Source organism: Rahnella sp. AN3-3W3, assembly GCF_003263545.1.
In the GTDB taxonomy this organism is placed as follows: Bacteria; Pseudomonadota; Gammaproteobacteria; order Enterobacterales; family Enterobacteriaceae; genus Rahnella; species Rahnella variigena.
This window is the reverse complement of the sequence record NZ_JYDG01000004.1, coordinates 41,413-57,066: the sequence shown is the minus strand read 5'-3', so window position 1 is coordinate 57,066 and position 15,654 is coordinate 41,413. Positions and strand designations below refer to the sequence as shown.

Genomic DNA, 15,654 nt, shown 5'->3' with positions numbered 1-15,654 from the left:
CACCATGGATTACGATTTTTTGCGCGACATCACCGGTGAGGTCAAAGTGCGTTTTTCAATGGGCCACGAAGTGCTCGGTCACTGGCTGAATGAAGAAGTGAAGGGCGACCTGAGCGTGCTGGATACGGTTGAAGCCGCACTGGCTGAGCTGAAGGGCAGCGAGCGCCAGACGCAAATGGTCGGCCACGAATACACGCTGCTGTTAGCCGACGATGAAGTGATGATCCGCGCCAATCAGCTGGATTTCGACGGCGATGAGATTGAAGAAGGCATGAGTTATTACGACGAAGAGAGTCTGGCGTTTTGCGGCGTCGAGGACTTTTTGCAAGTCCTCGCCAAATACCGTTCTTTCGTGACGACTTATCGATAAGGTCACGACTTATCGCTAAACCTTACTTGCTCCGCGAGGCGGTCCAGCACAGCAGCGAACCGCCGACCACCATCAGCACGCCCGGCCAGAAACTGGCGCCCGGCAACGTGTGCAGCCACAACCCGGCAATCAGAATCGATGAGAGCGGCGTGAAATACGACAGCGCGGCCACCAGTGTGGCATTGCCTTTTTTCATCGCGATATCCCAGCACTGATACGAAATGGCCGTCACTGCGCCCATCGCCAGCAGTTCGAGAATAGCCGGCAGCGTCAGGCTGATGCGATTCGATGAATAGGTAAAATACAACACCCACAGCACGGCACCCGTCGCCAGCAGAAACAACGGCAGCACGCCTTTGCCCTTACATAACACGCGAACCAGATTGGAATACAGCGCCCATGAAACGGCTGCGCCCAGCGCCAGACTGTAGGCTACCGGATTGCCACGCACATTACGCAGCAACTGATGGATATCCAGTCCGTGCCCGCCGCTGATTGCCCACAGCACACCGGCAAACGCCAGCACCACGCCCGGCCAGATCCACCAGCGTACGCGTAATTTCAGCAGCGGAACCGCAAAAATCAATGTCAGGCTCGGCCACAAATAATTGATAAGTCCCAGTTCCAGCGTTTGCTGACGGGTATGCGCCAGACCAATCGCCAGCGAAAACGCCACCATATAAAAGATAAACAGCAGACCGCAGACGATCAGATAAGCGGGCGATTCCCCGCGCAGGGAAGGCTTTCCGCCGACCATCCAGACCATAATTCCACTGACGGTATATATCGATGCGGCGGCGCCAAAAGGCCCCAGAGATTCAGATAAACTGCGGGTGAGCGCCACGCTCATGCTCCACAATAAAATGGCGAGAACGCCAGCCAGCGTTGCGAAACGATCCATATGAAAGGTAAGCCTCGGGAAAAGGAGGCTTTTAAGATAAGCGATTGTCCCGGTGATTTACACCGGAACAATCCGCTTGAGGGTGCTTATTCGCTGGCATCATCAGAAGTAGAAACCGACTTCTAATCCCAGCGTGGAGGTGGTGGTCGCGGGCTGATAATAGCCGACGGTGCGTCCGTTCAGGTCACCCTGTTTCTCGTCCGACTTGCCGTATTTCTGGTGCACATAGCTGGCTTTCACAAAGACATCTTTGTTGATATTCCAGGTCAGGCTGGTGAATGGCGAGAGCTTAGATTTCGGCTCCAGCCAGACTGAACCCTGATTGCTGTGCGTCCAGGTTTTAATCGGATACAGTGCACCGCCTTCCAGACTCAGACGTGAATCTGCGGTCATCTGCCAGTTCGCACCCAGGGATGCTTTGGCATAAGGCTGCAGCGTGACTTCCACCGCGTTGTAATTGCGGGTGGTATTTTCCGAGGCAATATACACATCGTCAGAGCGGATGTTTCGCAACCATGCCTGGCCGCCGAGTGCGCCTTTCATATCGAAAGACACACTGTCGGATGCCCGGTAACGGTAGCCGCGCGTCATGTCCGCACTGTAACCGGTGTAGTAGGTTTTGCCTTTCAGTGATCCGTTCGGCACATTGGCCTGATCGTCCAGCGTACTGCCTTTATACCGGACGATCCCGAACATCACGCTCATGTCCCAGGCTTTTAATAATCCGCCGGGGGCATCGAGGTAATTATTGGATCCGAAATTAACACGCAGGCGCGGGCCATGTTCAGCAACATATTTACCGTCCATATTATCAACGGTTTCGTCCCACTTATAATATTCAGCACCATAACTGACATAGTGCCGCATCCCTTCAGTATTGCTGCTTAACAAACTTTCCCCGGCCCGGGAAACCCCGGAAACCAATAAAGAACTCGTGACCAGCAGGCTGGATACGGTCTTTAATTTACTCATTGTCATTTTTTATTTCTGCTTGCAGGTGGATGGAGCTGGTTGCTTAGTAAGCAATGACGCGATGCTAATGGTCAGGAGGGAATATATAAAGGGATTTATCTGTTTTTCAGAAAAAAGCGATCTTTTGATCTGCCATAAGTTAAATTATTGGTTATACGTGAATTATATTTGATTTATAGGATGTATATTATTTTTAAAATTTGGCTTAATCGTTAGATCGATTGGCGATTAATTTGACTTAAATAAGGATTTTATCACATTTAAAATATTAATTTGCCTTAAGGAGTATAGCCGGCTTTTATACAGGCGAAGTTATTTTACTTAAGTAATGCTTATTGAGTTTAGAACGGGGAGAATATTTATTATCAGAATTTGTCTATACAAAAAAAGGCCGGACATTTCACTCATGTCCGGCCTTTTCTTTATTCAGCACTGATCAGACTGACGGCAGATTGCGGCCGTAATAGATTTCCTGCATTTCTTTGTACAGCAAATCGGTGATTTCCTTACGCTCCTGCGCGCTCAGTTCATCCGGTTTGGCATTGAAAAGATAATGTTTGAGATCGAACTCTTTCAGCAACATCTTGGTGTGGAAGATATTTTCCTGATACACGTTGACGTCCATCATGTCGTACAGCGCTTTCATATCCTGCGACATGAAGTTCTGAATCGAGTTAATGGAATGGTCGATGTAGTGTTTCACCCCGTTCACGTCGCGGGTAAAACCACGAACGCGGTAATCGATGGTGACGATGTCGGATTCGAGCTGGTGGATCAGATAGTTCAGCGCTTTCAGCGGTGAAATCACGCCACAGGTCGAGACTTCAATATCAGCGCGGAAGGTACACAGGCCGCCTTCGGGATGGCTTTCCGGATAGGTATGCACGCAGATATGGCTTTTATCCAGGTGTGCGACCACGGAATTCGGCAACGGACCCGGATGTTCTGTGTTATCGACATCACGCGGATCCATCGGCTCTTCGCTCACTAAAATCGTGACGCTGGCGCCCTGTGGTTCGTAATCCTGTCGCGCCACGTTGAGGATATTGGCACCGATGATCGAGCAGGTTTCGGTGAGGATCTCCGTCAAACGGTTAGCGTTATATTCTTTGTCAATGTAGGCAATGTAGCCATCACGATCGTCTGCGGTTTTGGCGTAGCAGATATCGTAGATACAAAAACTCAGGCTTTTGGTCAGGTTGTTGAAGCCATGCAGTTTCAGCTTTTGCAATTTAGTTCACCCCCTTATGGATGCAGTATCAGCGTGCGGCTGACAGGGCATTCAGTAAATATTGTGGCAGGGCAAAGCTGCCGTGATGAATCGCCGGATTGTAATAACGACAGGTGATATCTGCGGCGTCAAAGCGCGCCTGCAAGGTTGCGCTGTCGATCTGGCGATATTCCGGGCTGTTGGTCGCCCAGGCAAAGGTCATGATGCCGCCATAATAGGTCGGGATCGCGGCCTGATAGAAACTGACATCACTGAAATAGTGGCTCAGTTTGGTGTGGCTGTTGACCGCTTCATCCTGCTGGAGGAAGCACACGCCATTTTGTGCCACGAAAATGCCGCCCGGTTTGAGACAACGGGCACAGCCTTCGTAGAACGCCGACGTAAACAGACTTTCACCGGGACCGATCGGATCGGTGCAATCGGAGATGATCACATCATAGGTTTCAGCGGTCTGATTAACGAAGTTCACACCGTCGTCGATCACCAGGTTGAAACGCGGATCGTCATAGGCACCGGCATTGTGGTTCGGCAGATACTGGCGGCAAAACTCCACTACGCCGGCATCAATTTCCACCATCGTCACCGATTCCACACCTTTGTGGCGGCACACTTCGCGCAGCATTGCGCCGTCGCCGCCGCCAATGATCAGCACCTTTTTCGCGTTGCCGTGGGCGAACAACGGCACATGGGTCAGCATTTCGTGATAGATGAATTCATCACGCTCAGTGGTTTGCACCACGCCGTCGAGCGCCATCACGCGACCCAGCGCGGCATTCTCGAAAATCACCAGATCCTGATGCTCGGTTTTGTCTCGGTATAACTCTTTATCGACGCTGAAGTACTGGCCAAAATGGGCGTGCAGCGTCTCATACCATATTTCTTTGGATGACGAGCTCTGGGACATGTTGTGGTTTCTCCTGATCAATCGCAGCCATAAAAATGGGCGCACATGATAGCTAACTCTGCCGGTCCATGCACGGTTTCAGACAAACCCGTTTAGGTTAAGTGTAGCTGAGGCAAACGTGGTACGGGTAACAGAGGGAAGGGGAAGCGGCTCCGGCAAGAAAATGACGGAGCGCAAAGCGCGTAAACAGGCTTAAAAATTAGTTGGTGTAGGCCAGCAGACTCAGGGAATCACGCGCCAGAGATTTGCATTTGGTCGGTTTAGGGACGGCAATCCCGCTCAGATCGCGGTAGCTGTCTTCGCCCATCGACTGCATATTAAAGCTGTTGTAATTGCTCAGATCCCAGCGGTTTTGTTGGGCGAAAAACACGATCGCCCGTTTGATTTGGGTATTCGGCAGCTGTTCGTAACCGCAGTTGTTTTTCAGATAAACGAAAACGGCAGTCAGATCCGCCAGATCTTCCGCTTCTGATTCACTCAGCGCCTGACTGGCGGACGAGAAGCCAAGCAGCGACAGTAATAGTAAACACAATGTTGTTTTTTTCATCGGCGTGTTCTTGTTCTTTTAGATAGAAAGTCAGAAAGACTTGGCTCACAAACAGTGAAAAGGACGTTACCATATTTGCACTGAGCGGCACCAAATTTCTTTTCCCGCTGCGCCGCTTGACCTTCCCCTTAGAGGAAGGGTTAGGCTGTCGTACTATTATGGCACGCTCACGCCATCCGTCTGGCAATTGCCCTCATAAGGACTGAAAAATGAACCGTCGTGATTTCGTAAAATGGACAACCCTGATGGGGGCCGCCAGTACGCTGCCCGGCTGGAGCCGCTTCGCGCTCGCCGCAGACCGCCCTGCATTGCCCATTCCTGCGCTGCTGGAACCGGATATCCGTAACGCCATTATGCTGACGTTGCAGCGCGGTCAGAGCCAGTTTTTGCCCGGTGTTAACACCGAAACCTGGGGCGTTAACGGTAATCTTCTCGGCCCCGCGCTGCGTATCCGTCGCGGCAAACAGGTCGATGTCACCGTTAATAACCGTCTGGATGTTGCCAGCACCGTTCACTGGCACGGGCTGGAAATCCCCGGTGACGTCGATGGTGGCCCTCAGGCACTGATCGCTCCGGGTCAGAAAAGAAAAGTCAGTTTCACACTCGATCAGCCAGCGTCGACCTGCTGGTTCCATCCGCATCCGCATCAGACCAGCGGTTATCAGGTGGCGATGGGTCTGGCCGGTATGGTGCTGATTGAAGATGAAGCCAGCGACCTGTTGCAGATCCCGAAACGCTGGGGCGTGGATGATATTCCGGTCATTTTGCAGGATAAACGCCTGAACGACGCCGGACAGATAGATTATCAGATGGACGTGATGACCGCGGCTGTCGGCTGGTTCGGGCAACATATGCTGACCAACGGCGCAGTCTATCCGCAGCACGGTATTTCCCGCGGCTGGGTGCGTTTTCGTCTGCTCAATGGCTGTAATGCGCGCTCGCTGCACATCGCCACCAGTGACCAGCGTCCAATGTACGTCATCGCCAGCGACGGCGGTTTCCTGCCTGAACCGGTGAAAGTCAGCGATTTATCCTTGCTGATGGGCGAGCGTTTTGAAGTGCTGATTGATTGCAGCGACGGCAAAGCCTTTGATCTGGTTACGCTGCCGGTGAAACAGATGGGGATGACGCTGGCACCGTTCGACAAACCGTTGCCGGTGCTGCGTATTCAGCCGACGCTGACGCAAAGCGGCAGTTCTCTGCCGGACACGCTGGTGCCGCTGCCTGCGCTGGTGTCCGTCGATAATCTGCCAACCCGCTGGCTGCAACTGATGATGGATCCGCAACTGGACCAGCAGGGTATGGCGGCGCTGATGAAACGCTATGGCCACAATGCGATGGCTGGCATGAGCATGGATCATGGCGGCGGCGATATGGCAGCAATGCCGGGCATGTCGGGTTCAGAACATGACGGTCACGGCAGCATGGCGGGCATGGACATGAGCAAATCGTCCGCCGGTTACGACTTCATGCAGGGCAACAAAATTAACGGCAAAGCCTACGATATGAATGTGCCCGCTTTCGATGTGAAACAAGGCCAGTACGAAAAATGGACCATTTCCGGTGAAGGCGACATGATGCTGCATCCTTTCCATATCCACGGCACGCAGTTCCGTATTCTTTCTGAAAATGGTCAGCCCGTGCCGCCGCATCGGCAGGGCTGGAAAGATATCGTGCGTGTTGAGGGTGCCCGCAGTGAAGTTCTGGTGCGCTTCAACCATCTGGCCAATAAACAACATGCTTATATGGCGCACTGTCATCTGCTGGAACATGAAGATACCGGCATGATGCTTGGATTTACGGTGTCGGCGTAACGGGTTTTCCTTTCTGTAGTTTCTTAAAAATTTCTAAAAATAAACTGGCCTGAGACGTTCCTCGGGCCAGTTTCATCCCTCTTTCTTCCTGCTCCCTTCTTCTTCCCGTAATGCCCCTTGATTATCAATCTTTCAAGTTGAAAGGTTAAACTTTCAAAATGTGATCAATATATAATTAATATAAATTCATAATGATTATATTTTCAGCGTGGAGTAACAAAACATGAAAGCGTAAACCCACGTCCCCTACAGGAGAAGATGATGATCGATGTAATAACGCACGGTGCTGAGTGGTTTATCGGCCTGTTTCAAAAAGGCGGAGAGGTGTTTGTCGGGATGGTCACCGGCATCCTGCCTCTCTTAATCAGTTTGCTGGTAGTCATGAACGCGCTGATTGTTTTTGTCGGACAACGGCGAATCGAACGTCTGGCACAGCGCTGTGCTGGCAATCCGATTTCCCGCTACCTGCTGCTGCCGGTGATCGGCACCTTTGTTTTCTGCAACCCGATGACCCTGAGCCTCGGGCGCTTTATGCCTGAAATCTACAAACCCAGCTATTACGCGGCGGGCTCTTACAGCTGCCACTCCATGAACGGTCTCTTCCCGCATATTAACCCCGGCGAACTGTTCGTCTATCTGGGCGTTGCCAGCGGGCTGACCACGCTGGGACTGCCGCTCGGGCCGCTGGCCGTCAGTTATTTCCTGGTCGGCATGGTGACCAACTTCTTCCGCGGCTGGATAACGGATCTCACCACTCGCATCTTCGAACGCAAGATGGGCATTCAGCTAGATCGTCAGGTTCAGCTGTAGGCAGGTTCCAGTCTATTCAAAATCCAATTCTAAAAACCGGAGCAGAAAATGAGCGTTACGATCCGTATTAACCGGGGTGAAGGTGGCTGGGGTGGTCCGCTGTTGATTGACGCGGTGCCCGGCAAAAAAGTGGTGTATATCACGGCGGGCACGCGCCCGGCGATTGTCGACAAGCTGGCGGAACTGACCGGCTGGGAAACGGTGGATGGTTTTAAAGAAGGCGAACCTCCGGCGGAAGAAATCGGTGTGGCGGTCATCGACTGCGGCGGCACGCTGCGCTGCGGCATTTATCCTAAACGGCGCATCCCGACCATAAACATCCATTCGACCGGCAAGTCCGGCCCGCTGGCGCAGTTTATTACCGAAGATATTTATGTTTCCGGTGTGCGTGAGCATGACATTGTTGTTGAAAGCACAGACGCCGCGGAACCGGAAACGACGACGCCGAAACCGGCTGCGTCTGCGGCAGGGCGTGACTACGACACCACCAAAAAAATCACCGAACAGAGCGACGGCCTGCTGGCGAAAGTCGGTATGGGTATGGGCTCCGGCGTTGCCGTGTTGTTCCAGGCCGGGCGCGACACCATCGATACGGTGCTCAAAACCATCCTGCCATTTATGGCGTTCGTGGCGGCGCTGATCGGCATCATTATGGCCTCCGGGTTGGGTGATCTGGTGGCGCACGGATTGACGCCGCTGGCGAAAAGCCCGGTCGGGCTGGTGATGCTGGCGCTGATCTGTTCCTTCCCGCTGCTATCTCCTTTCCTCGGCCCCGGCGCGGTCATTGCGCAGGTTATCGGTGTGCTGGTGGGTGTGCAGATCGGGCTGGGCAATATCCCGCCACATCTGGCGCTGCCTGCACTTTTCGCCATCAACGCTCAGGCGGCGTGTGATTTCATTCCCGTCGGACTGTCGCTGGCCGAAGCCAAACAGGACACCGTGCGCGTGGGCGTGCCCTCGGTGCTGGTCAGCCGTTTTCTGACCGGCGCACCGACGGTACTTATCGCCTGGGCCGCTTCCGCTTTCATCTATCAGTAAGGAGTCATCGTGCAAACCATTTATCAGACCACTATCACGCAAATCGGCGACTTCGCGCGTGAGGCGCTGACCGACCAGATGCTGATCACTTTCCGTGAAGGCGCACCGGCAGACATTCAGGATTATTGCTTCATTCATCAGCACGGTAAAACCGAAGGGGAATTGCACCGCGGCGCTTACATGGAACTGGCCGATGTGCGATATCCGGTGACCGCCGTGGGCGACGTGGCGATGCAAAACCTGCGCGAGCTGGGGCATATCACCCTGCGTTTTGACGGCAGTGCCGAGGCTGAATTCCCCGGCAGCGTCCATGTAAAAGGCACCACGCCCGACGATATTCCGCTGGGCAGCGTATTGAAATTTATCGATTAACTATCAGAATCAGGAGTCAGTTATGGAACAGGTTGCAGTCGTGATCGGCGGGGGGCAGACGCTGGGCGCATTTCTCTGTCAGGGGCTGGCTGAATCCGGCTATCGCGTGGCGGTGGCGGATCTGAATGAGAAAAATGCCGCATCGGTGGCAGAACAGATTAACCAGCAGTTTGGTGAGGATCGCGCATTCGGATTTATGGTCGATGCCACGAATGAGGCCAGCGTAGAACAACTGGCGAAAGCGGTGGATCAGACGTTTGGCAGGGTCAGTTTGCTGGTGTACAGCGCGGGAATGGCGAAAGCATCGCCAATCACGGATTTCGCCCTCAACGACTTTGATCTCTCACTGCAGGTCAATCTGGTGGGGTATTTCCTTTGCGCCCGCGAGTTTTCCCGTCTGATGATCCGCGACCGTATTCCGGGACGGATTATTCAGATCAACTCCAAATCCGGCAAAGTGGGCAGCAAACACAATGCCGGTTACAGCGCGGCAAAATTTGGCGGCGTTGGGCTGACACAGTCTCTGGCGCTGGACCTGGCGGAATATGGCATCACTGTGCATTCACTGATGCTGGGTAACTTGCTCAAATCGCCGATGTTCCAGTCATTATTGCCGCAGTACGCCAAAAAACTTGGCATTAAGGCCGATGAAGTCGAGCAATATTACATTGATAAAGTGCCGCTGAAACGCGGGTGCGACTATCAGGATGTGCTGGATATGCTGTTGTTTTACGCCAGCGATAAAGCTTCATATTGCACTGGTCAGTCGATCAATATCACCGGTGGTCAGGTGATGTTCTGATACCTTCCGCCCCTGTTTTGCAGGGGCGGATGACTATTTTAATGAGCAAATCATGTTACTTAGAAAGTCATGTTAAGGAGAAAATGATGACTCCAACTTCGGCATTAATCCTCTGTGCGGTGCTGGCCTGGGTGGCGCAAATCGCGCTGGGCTGGTGGCAGTTGCAGCGCTTTAACCGGGCATTCGACAAACTGTGTTTGCAGGGAAATGTGGGTGTCGGGCGTTCCGGCGGACGTTTCAGACCGAGAGTGGTGCTGGCGCTGGCTTTCGATCAACAGGAAAAAGTCTGTGACGGATTTTTACTGCGCGGCCTGACGATTTTTGCCAGCCCTCAGCCGGTTTCATCGCTTAATGGCATGAGCCGGGAACAATTGATGACAGGTGTGATCTTCCCGAAAGATCCGAATATTCAAACAGCACTATCATTAGCGATTGAACCGAAATCATGATATTTTCACTTTAAAAGCTATTATCTTTCAAAAAGAATGATGGCAGTGAATTTATCTTAAAATTTGAGCGTAAATCGTGATGAAACCTAAGCAACGGCAGGCGGCGATACTCGAGCACTTACAGCAATTTGGAAAGACGGCGGTGGATGACCTCGCCGCGCATTTCGCCACAACCGGCACCACTATCCGTAAAGATCTGACCCTGCTGGAAGAAGAGGGCGCAGTGATCCGCACTTACGGCGGCGTGGTGCTGAGTCGCGAGGAAGGTGATCAGCCTATTGATCGTAAAACACACATCAATACCGGCAAAAAACTGCGCATCGCCCGCGCGGCCATTCAGGAAATTCAGGACGGCGACTCCCTGATTTTCGATGCGGGCAGTACCGTGATGCAGATGGTGCCTTTCCTGAGTCAGTTCAATAACATCACTGTCATGACCAACAGCCTGCATATCGTCAATGCGCTGGTGGAGCTGGATAACGACCAGACCATCCTGATGCCGGGCGGCACCTACCGCAAAAAATCGTCTTCCTTCCACGGCAGCCTTGCCGAAAGTGCCTTTGATAAATTCAACTTCGATAAACTGTTTATCGGCGCTGATGGCGTTGATCTCGACGGCGGTGTCACCACATTCAACGAAGTTCACGGCGTCAGTCAGGCGATGTGTAAAGCGGCTGAACGTCTATTCCTGCTGGTGGATTCGTCAAAATTTGGCCGTAAAAGCCCGAATGTGGTGTGCCATTTAAGCAAGGTCGATACGCTGATCACGGACAGCGGGTTAAGCCAGCAATATCGTGATGCCATCGAAAAGTTGGGGATCCGCATTATTTTAGTCGGGGAAGACGATGAGTGACGCATTACTGAATTACGCACGTGAAACGCTGGAGATTGAAATAGAAGAAGCCCGCCGTTTGCTGACGCGGCTGGATGATAATTTCCTCTGCGCCTGCCGCTTATTGCTGAACTGCACAGGTAAAACCGTCATTTCCGGTATGGGAAAATCCGGTCATATCGGTAAGAAAATTGCGGCCTCACTGGCCAGCACCGGTACACCGGCGTTCTTTGTGCATCCCGCCGAAGCGCTGCACGGCGATCTGGGCATGATCGGCAGTGAAGACGTGATGATTTTTATTTCCTATTCCGGCCGGGCAAAAGAGCTGGATCTGATCCTGCCATTGTTAAAAGAAAACCAAACCCGTCTGATTGCCATCACCGGCGGTAAAGATTCGCCGCTGGCGCTGGCAGCCGATTGTGTGCTGGATATCAGCGTTGAGCGCGAAGCCTGCCCGATGGGACTGGCACCGACCTCGAGCGCGGTAAATACCCTCATGATGGGCGATGCGCTGGCGATGGCGCTGATGCGACACCGTGGTTTTGGCGCGGAAGATTTTGCCCGTTCACATCCCGGTGGCAGTCTGGGGGCGCGTTTGCTGAACCGTGTGCATCATCTGATGCGTACCGGCGATCGTCTGCCGGTGGTCGACAGTCAGAAAAATGTCATGGACGCGATGCTGGAACTGAGCCGCACCGGCCTGGGGCTGATTGCGGTATGCGACGCCAGCCTGCATGTGGTTGGCGTGTTCACCGATGGCGATTTACGTCGCTGGCTGGTCAAAGGCCACAGCCTGCACGACCCGCTGGCCGATGCCATGAGTCGTCCCGGTTATCAGCTTCCGGCACAATGGCGGGCAGGCGAGGCACTCGAAGCCCTGCATCAGCAAAATATCAGCGCCGCGCCGGTGGTCGACAGCGAAGGCGTGCTGGTCGGTGCGATCAACCTGCATGACCTGCATCAGGCCGGTATTGGCTGACACCGGCGTTACTCCCCGGCGGGTTCTTTGATATAATCCTTTCCACTATATGGTCTGCTTTCCTAAAAAGCAGCGATAAATATTCTTAAATCAGGTGGTTAGTCTTTATATGAAACATCGCGTTGACGTCATGATTTCCGAACAGGAAGTCAAAACCCGAATTGCCGAGTTGGGCCGTGAAATCACCGAACACTACCGCGACAGCGGCAGCGAAATGGTGCTGGTTGGATTGCTGCGCGGTTCGTTCATGTTCATGGCTGACCTGTGTCGTGCCGTGGATGTGCCGCACGAAGTGGACTTCATGACCGCCTCAAGCTACGGCAACGGCATGTCCACCACCCGCGACGTGAAGATCCTTAAAGATCTCGACGAAGACATTCGGGGTAAAGATGTGTTGATCGTCGAAGACATCATCGACTCCGGCAATACGCTGAGCAAAGTGCGTGAAATCCTGCAACTGCGCGGCCCGAAATCCCTAGCCATTTGCACACTGCTGGATAAACCGGAACGCCGCGAAGTTGACGTTAAAGTCGAATACGTCGGCTTCCCGATCCCCGACGAATTCGTTGTCGGTTACGGCATCGACTACGCCCAGCGTTATCGTCATCTGCCGTATGTTGGCAAGGTTGTGATGCTGGACGAGTAGCGAATAGCTACCCGATTTAGCCATTTCCGCCGCGGGCAGTGCTCGAATTCCTCATGGACTTTATGTCCACTGCGGTTGCTCCGCGCTGGCCGCGTCAGAACTGACGTCATCGGCTACGCCCTATACAGCAGTTAATTAAAACGGCCTTCAGATTTGGAGGCGTTTTTTTATTTAGAATATGTGATAAACCTGCATTGTTTGAATGATTTATTGAGGGTATGTTTTTCTGGCTTTATTTAATGGGATTGGCTGGTCCGTTTAGTCAATAATTATCTAACAGACTTATATAAAAATGTCACCATAGCTCATTACACCGTGGTGACACGATCTTGGTAGTCAGATGAAAATTGTACTCTCTCTTTTGCTTTTACTTTCTTTTTCAGCAGCCGCCACGACCCAAATAACATCCGTGGAGTTAACTCAGCAGATCAAAACTCAGGGCGCCAGAGCGGTTATCACCGATTTGTACAAAGATGGCGAATCCGAATGGCTGTATGTGCTGACTAAAATAGGCAGTGGTGAACAAAACTGGCTGGACGTGGCTGCATTATTAGCGCCCGGTAGTGATGCTGATTCAGCGGAGTCGCTTGCTACTGCAGCTGCCACGGCAATTCCACATAATCCCGCAGGTGTGCTCTCCCTTCTTAAAGGTGGGGCTTTACCCTTCAGTACCGATAATGTATGTGCTTTACCCTTTTATAGCATCAAAGAACCGGAATTTAACCAATATGTCGTTGATGCAATTCAGGCTCTTTATAAGGTTCCGAACAGCAAAGCGTGTATCGATACTATTGTGAATGCTATCGGGCAATCAAACGGATTTGCAGAGGACAATTAATATGGGCATTCCTGTTTATATGTTTATGAATGTTATGTGTAGAAATCATCTGCCACCTGAATGCTTCTCCTGCAAATAAGACAATTCCTGCCTTGAGGTAAAAGTCCATATTGTTTAAGTGGTTTTTTGGGCGTATGTTTTCCCTACAAAACATAAGGAGTTGTTAACAATGGCTATACCAGCGTATTTATGGTTGAAGGATGACGGCGGAGCAGATATTAAAGGTTCTGTCGATGTGAATGGACGTGAAGGTTCAATTGAGATTCAAGGTTTCGGGCACTCTCTGCATCTTCCAACTGACGGGGCTACAGGCAAGATCACCGGCACACGTATACATGCGGCATTAGGTTTTGAGAAAGAATTCGACAGCTCTAGCCCTTATCTCTACAAAGCAACCGCCACCGGCCAAACTCTCCAATCTGCCGAATTTAAATGGTACAAAATCAACGATGCAGGCCAGGAAGTTGAGTACTTCAACATGTATCTCGAAGGCGTTAAAATTGTATCAATCTGCCCAACAATGCACCATATCAAAAACCCAGCCTTCGAAAAGCATAACCACAACGAAAGTGTTGAGCTTCGCTATGAAAAAATCACATGGAAATATTGTGACGGCAACGTAATTTTTGCGGACGCCTGGAATGAGAGAGTGACAGCTTAAATGGCTATCAGGTGCAGCTATGTGTTGAATGGAATGGAAACATCAATTCTGAGTTGTGCTGGTGTCGGCAATTTCCCTGCCTTTTCAGGCCAGTTAGTTGGTCGAAATAACCCGACATTAACTAATATCGCTGATCTGGGACCACTTCCTACAGGGCGTTATTTTATTGTCAGCCGCGTTTCGGGGGGGCGCTTAGGCGGCATACGAAATGCTGTCCTTAAATATGGTTACGGCACTGACAGAGAAACATGGTTTGGGCTCTATCGCGATGACGGAAAGATAAACGATGAAACTTTTATTGAAGGAGTTAAACGTGGAAGTTTTCGGCTTCATCCAATCGGACCACAAGGACTCAGTGAGGGCTGTATTACCATGACATCACAATCCGATTTTGATTATCTTCGGACTGCATTGCTGTGTACCTCAATGATCGGTGTACCTGGGTCTTCGCTCAAGGCACACGGTACGATTAGAGTTACACTCGGATGAGGTGGGTTAAGTATTTTTTTGCCGCATTGGGCTACCTTGTGGCGTTCTGCATACTGATGACCTTCTTTACCCAAGTGATTGACAGCTATGCTACAGGTGAACAGATAGAAGGTTTCGCTCAATTTTGGGGAGTACATGACATAGAAGGAACGCTAGACCTTTATGTCGATGCCTCACTAATTATTTCAGGTTTAATATCTATTCTGGTAATCCTGCTGTGTCGCATTTATATCCGACGACATTTAAGATCATCAGACTAAAATACTTAGCAATTAGAATACAACGCCCACCAGGGCGTTTCTTTTAGCTAAACTCCGACCAATGCTCAACCATTCCGAAATGTAATTCTGTATCACCTATTTTCAACGTAGCTCCGCGGCTTAATGCCTCCAGCTCCCAGCGCGCAGCAGTGATGTTGCTTTTCATCAATTCTCGCTCAATTTCAGGCAAGCGTGCCCGTTCTGCTGCCGTCAATCTTGCCGATGGGGCAATATCGCGGCCTTTTGTGGGGTCAAAAATTCGCTGCGCCTTACTGACTCTCGGCGTTTCCTCCCCTATGCGCGCCACAATCGCCCTCACGGCGGCGGTGTCTGTCCAGTCAATAACTCGCAGATTGCCAGAACTAAATGGTGTAGCGGTGCTCTCAACCTGACAACCACGCTAATTTGTAGCCTGTTTGATTCCATCGAACCCACAGTTATTGACAGGACTCCAAGGCGCGCCGGAGGCGTTTTTGCGGTCAAAACCTCAGAATCAACGGCAGAAGCAACGATGCGCCATTGTGTTGAACGCGTTTCATATACATATGATTCGCCGAGGTGGGGCGCGAAAAAGCCCACAACCTTTTTCACTTCTTCATCATATGCATTCAGCTCATTTGCAACGCGACGTGCTACACGGACAGTCTGATCGTCACTAGGAAAATTAGCGCCGATCTGGGCAGTCATGTACGTCAGAACTGACGTCATCGGCTACGCCCTATACAGCAGTTAATTAAAA

General features: G+C 51.6%; 20 protein-coding genes. 13 read left to right on the top strand and 7 right to left on the bottom strand.

Annotated elements, in window-relative coordinates; genetic code table 11:
- Window positions 1-4 precede the first annotated feature (4 nt).
- Window positions 5-370 (top strand): protein YacL, encoded by a 366-nt coding sequence (gene yacL, locus UC15_RS02215; RefSeq protein ID WP_112286909.1) that lies wholly within the window; start codon window positions 5-7, stop codon window positions 368-370.
- A gap of 22 nt (window positions 371-392) precedes the next feature.
- Here yacL and yddG read toward each other — a convergent pair whose 3' ends face one another.
- The 5 genes from yddG to UC15_RS02190 all read right to left on the bottom strand — a co-directional run bounded on the left by yddG (window position 393) and on the right by UC15_RS02190 (window position 4,925).
- Window positions 393-1,271: an aromatic amino acid DMT transporter YddG gene (gene yddG / locus UC15_RS02210; protein ID WP_112286908.1), complete on the bottom strand. Its 879-nt coding sequence runs from the start codon at window positions 1,269-1,271 to the stop codon at window positions 393-395.
- 102 nt (window positions 1,272-1,373) lie between these two features.
- On the bottom strand, window positions 1,374-2,243 hold the full coding sequence (locus UC15_RS02205; protein ID WP_232829794.1) for a hypothetical protein: 870 nt from the start codon (window positions 2,241-2,243) through the stop codon (window positions 1,374-1,376).
- A gap of 436 nt (window positions 2,244-2,679) precedes the next feature.
- Complete coding sequence (gene speD, locus UC15_RS02200) at window positions 2,680-3,474, bottom strand: adenosylmethionine decarboxylase (protein WP_112286906.1); 795 nt, start codon at window positions 3,472-3,474, stop codon at window positions 2,680-2,682.
- Window positions 3,475-3,502: 28 nt separating this feature from the next.
- Window positions 3,503-4,378: a polyamine aminopropyltransferase gene (gene speE, locus UC15_RS02195; RefSeq protein ID WP_112286905.1), complete on the bottom strand. Its 876-nt coding sequence runs from the start codon at window positions 4,376-4,378 to the stop codon at window positions 3,503-3,505.
- 199 nt (window positions 4,379-4,577) lie between these two features.
- Complete coding sequence (locus UC15_RS02190; protein WP_095924682.1) at window positions 4,578-4,925, bottom strand: YacC family pilotin-like protein; 348 nt, start codon at window positions 4,923-4,925, stop codon at window positions 4,578-4,580.
- A 209-nt stretch (window positions 4,926-5,134) separates the two neighbouring features.
- Between UC15_RS02190 and cueO the strand changes: the two genes are divergently transcribed.
- The 12 genes from cueO (at window position 5,135) to UC15_RS02130 (ending at window position 14,655) form a co-directional block, all read left to right on the top strand.
- The gene (gene cueO / locus UC15_RS02185) at window positions 5,135-6,739 is read left to right on the top strand and encodes a multicopper oxidase CueO (protein ID WP_112286904.1); all 1,605 of its coding nucleotides are present in this window, start codon (window positions 5,135-5,137) and stop codon (window positions 6,737-6,739) included.
- A gap of 261 nt (window positions 6,740-7,000) precedes the next feature.
- On the top strand, window positions 7,001-7,549 hold the full coding sequence (locus UC15_RS02180) for a PTS glucitol/sorbitol transporter subunit IIC (protein WP_112286903.1): 549 nt from the start codon (window positions 7,001-7,003) through the stop codon (window positions 7,547-7,549).
- A gap of 48 nt (window positions 7,550-7,597) precedes the next feature.
- Entirely contained in the window at window positions 7,598-8,587 is a 990-nt protein-coding gene (locus tag UC15_RS02175; protein WP_112286902.1) for a PTS glucitol/sorbitol transporter subunit IIB, read from the top strand.
- Between the two features lie 9 nt (window positions 8,588-8,596).
- Window positions 8,597-8,959 (top strand): PTS glucitol/sorbitol transporter subunit IIA, encoded by a 363-nt coding sequence (gene srlB / locus UC15_RS02170; RefSeq protein ID WP_112286901.1) that lies wholly within the window; start codon window positions 8,597-8,599, stop codon window positions 8,957-8,959.
- A 22-nt stretch (window positions 8,960-8,981) separates the two neighbouring features.
- Window positions 8,982-9,761 (top strand): sorbitol-6-phosphate dehydrogenase, encoded by a 780-nt coding sequence (srlD, locus tag UC15_RS02165; RefSeq protein ID WP_112286900.1) that lies wholly within the window; start codon window positions 8,982-8,984, stop codon window positions 9,759-9,761.
- Between the two features lie 86 nt (window positions 9,762-9,847).
- Entirely contained in the window at window positions 9,848-10,210 is a 363-nt protein-coding gene (gutM, locus tag UC15_RS02160; RefSeq protein WP_112286899.1) for a transcriptional regulator GutM, read from the top strand.
- A 79-nt stretch (window positions 10,211-10,289) separates the two neighbouring features.
- Window positions 10,290-11,063 carry a DNA-binding transcriptional repressor gene (locus UC15_RS02155; protein WP_112286898.1) on the top strand — a complete coding sequence of 258 codons (774 nt, stop codon included), beginning with the start codon at window positions 10,290-10,292 and terminating at the stop codon, window positions 11,061-11,063.
- Window positions 11,056-12,021: an arabinose-5-phosphate isomerase GutQ gene (gene gutQ / locus UC15_RS02150; protein WP_112286897.1), complete on the top strand. Its 966-nt coding sequence runs from the start codon at window positions 11,056-11,058 to the stop codon at window positions 12,019-12,021. Before UC15_RS02155 ends, gutQ begins: the two co-directional genes overlap by 8 nt.
- A gap of 109 nt (window positions 12,022-12,130) precedes the next feature.
- The gene (gene hpt / locus UC15_RS02145) at window positions 12,131-12,667 is read left to right on the top strand and encodes a hypoxanthine phosphoribosyltransferase (protein ID WP_101075215.1); all 537 of its coding nucleotides are present in this window, start codon (window positions 12,131-12,133) and stop codon (window positions 12,665-12,667) included.
- Between the two features lie 340 nt (window positions 12,668-13,007).
- Complete coding sequence (locus UC15_RS02140) at window positions 13,008-13,505, top strand: hypothetical protein (RefSeq protein WP_232829793.1); 498 nt, start codon at window positions 13,008-13,010, stop codon at window positions 13,503-13,505.
- A 169-nt stretch (window positions 13,506-13,674) separates the two neighbouring features.
- Window positions 13,675-14,166 carry an Hcp family type VI secretion system effector gene (locus UC15_RS02135; protein ID WP_047607110.1) on the top strand — a complete coding sequence of 164 codons (492 nt, stop codon included), beginning with the start codon at window positions 13,675-13,677 and terminating at the stop codon, window positions 14,164-14,166.
- 21 nt (window positions 14,167-14,187) lie between these two features.
- Window positions 14,188-14,655: a DUF2778 domain-containing protein gene (locus tag UC15_RS02130; RefSeq protein ID WP_369964166.1), complete on the top strand. Its 468-nt coding sequence runs from the start codon at window positions 14,188-14,190 to the stop codon at window positions 14,653-14,655.
- A 303-nt stretch (window positions 14,656-14,958) separates the two neighbouring features.
- Here UC15_RS02130 and UC15_RS25850 read toward each other — a convergent pair whose 3' ends face one another.
- Both UC15_RS25850 and UC15_RS25845 read right to left on the bottom strand, forming a co-directional pair.
- Window positions 14,959-15,222, bottom strand: a complete 264-nt coding sequence (locus tag UC15_RS25850) for a hypothetical protein (RefSeq protein WP_232829792.1) — start codon at window positions 15,220-15,222, stop codon at window positions 14,959-14,961.
- Between the two features lie 8 nt (window positions 15,223-15,230).
- Window positions 15,231-15,623, bottom strand: coding sequence for a hypothetical protein (locus UC15_RS25845; protein WP_232829791.1), 393 nt, complete (start codon window positions 15,621-15,623; stop codon window positions 15,231-15,233).
- Window positions 15,624-15,654: the final 31 nt, after the last annotated feature.

What these genes read in the sequence shown, in the direction of transcription:
- gutQ (WP_112286897.1), top strand. Translation starts at nt 11,056, where the DNA reads ATGAGTGACGCATTACTGAATTACGCACGTGAAACGCTGGAGATTGAA.
- speE (WP_112286905.1), bottom strand. Translation starts at nt 4,378, where the DNA reads ATGTCCCAGAGCTCGTCATCCAAAGAAATATGGTATGAGACGCTGCAC.
- yddG (WP_112286908.1), bottom strand. Translation starts at nt 1,271, where the DNA reads ATGGATCGTTTCGCAACGCTGGCTGGCGTTCTCGCCATTTTATTGTGG.
- UC15_RS02135 (WP_047607110.1), top strand. Translation starts at nt 13,675, where the DNA reads ATGGCTATACCAGCGTATTTATGGTTGAAGGATGACGGCGGAGCAGAT.
- yacL (WP_112286909.1), top strand. Translation starts at nt 5, where the DNA reads ATGGATTACGATTTTTTGCGCGACATCACCGGTGAGGTCAAAGTGCGT.
- UC15_RS02140 (WP_232829793.1), top strand. Translation starts at nt 13,008, where the DNA reads ATGAAAATTGTACTCTCTCTTTTGCTTTTACTTTCTTTTTCAGCAGCC.
- gutM (WP_112286899.1), top strand. Translation starts at nt 9,848, where the DNA reads ATGACTCCAACTTCGGCATTAATCCTCTGTGCGGTGCTGGCCTGGGTG.
- hpt (WP_101075215.1), top strand. Translation starts at nt 12,131, where the DNA reads ATGAAACATCGCGTTGACGTCATGATTTCCGAACAGGAAGTCAAAACC.
- UC15_RS02155 (WP_112286898.1), top strand. Translation starts at nt 10,290, where the DNA reads ATGAAACCTAAGCAACGGCAGGCGGCGATACTCGAGCACTTACAGCAA.
- UC15_RS02205 (WP_232829794.1), bottom strand. Translation starts at nt 2,243, where the DNA reads ATGAGTAAATTAAAGACCGTATCCAGCCTGCTGGTCACGAGTTCTTTA.
- srlD (WP_112286900.1), top strand. Translation starts at nt 8,982, where the DNA reads ATGGAACAGGTTGCAGTCGTGATCGGCGGGGGGCAGACGCTGGGCGCA.
- UC15_RS25845 (WP_232829791.1), bottom strand. Translation starts at nt 15,623, where the DNA reads ATGACGTCAGTTCTGACGTACATGACTGCCCAGATCGGCGCTAATTTT.
- UC15_RS02190 (WP_095924682.1), bottom strand. Translation starts at nt 4,925, where the DNA reads ATGAAAAAAACAACATTGTGTTTACTATTACTGTCGCTGCTTGGCTTC.
- cueO (WP_112286904.1), top strand. Translation starts at nt 5,135, where the DNA reads ATGAACCGTCGTGATTTCGTAAAATGGACAACCCTGATGGGGGCCGCC.
- UC15_RS02180 (WP_112286903.1), top strand. Translation starts at nt 7,001, where the DNA reads ATGATCGATGTAATAACGCACGGTGCTGAGTGGTTTATCGGCCTGTTT.
- UC15_RS02175 (WP_112286902.1), top strand. Translation starts at nt 7,598, where the DNA reads ATGAGCGTTACGATCCGTATTAACCGGGGTGAAGGTGGCTGGGGTGGT.